The following is a 405-nucleotide window of genomic DNA, read 5'->3' as shown; positions in this document are numbered from 1 at the left end:
GCCTTACGTAAGGATGCTTATGTTGAGGATTGTCATGTGTTGGTTCACCGAGTTGGCAGTCAGGATTTGGTACTATGTTTTCTTGTATTGAGTTCTGAAGGTTTATCGTATGCTTCAGACTCTTCAATTACCGAAGTTTTCCATTTATTATGTAAAGAGGAGTTACCAAGTTATATGCACCCTTCTCATTATCATATTGTTGAAGAGTTTCCGTCGAATTTGAGTGATAAGGTAGATGGTAAGGCCTTATTAGAGGTTTTCTTATCAGATTATGATGATGGGGTGAGTCTTTCTCAACACGTTTATGAAGCTCCCCGTACTGGAATAGAGGAGCACCTGGTTGAGATCTGGCAGGAATTATTACACCTAGATCAAATAGGGGTTTATGATAATTTCTTTGAGCTG

1 pseudogene is annotated in these 405 nt (G+C 39.0%); it reads left to right on the top strand.

Annotated features, from left to right (window positions below):
* Window positions 1-405: pseudogene (locus Z053_RS31765) on the top strand (hypothetical protein); the annotation flags it as partial.

The sequence above is a fragment of the Aquimarina megaterium XH134 genome, assembly GCF_000520975.1.
Classification (GTDB): Bacteria; Bacteroidota; Bacteroidia; order Flavobacteriales; family Flavobacteriaceae; genus Aquimarina; species Aquimarina megaterium.
This window is presented reverse-complemented; position numbering and strand designations above follow the sequence as displayed.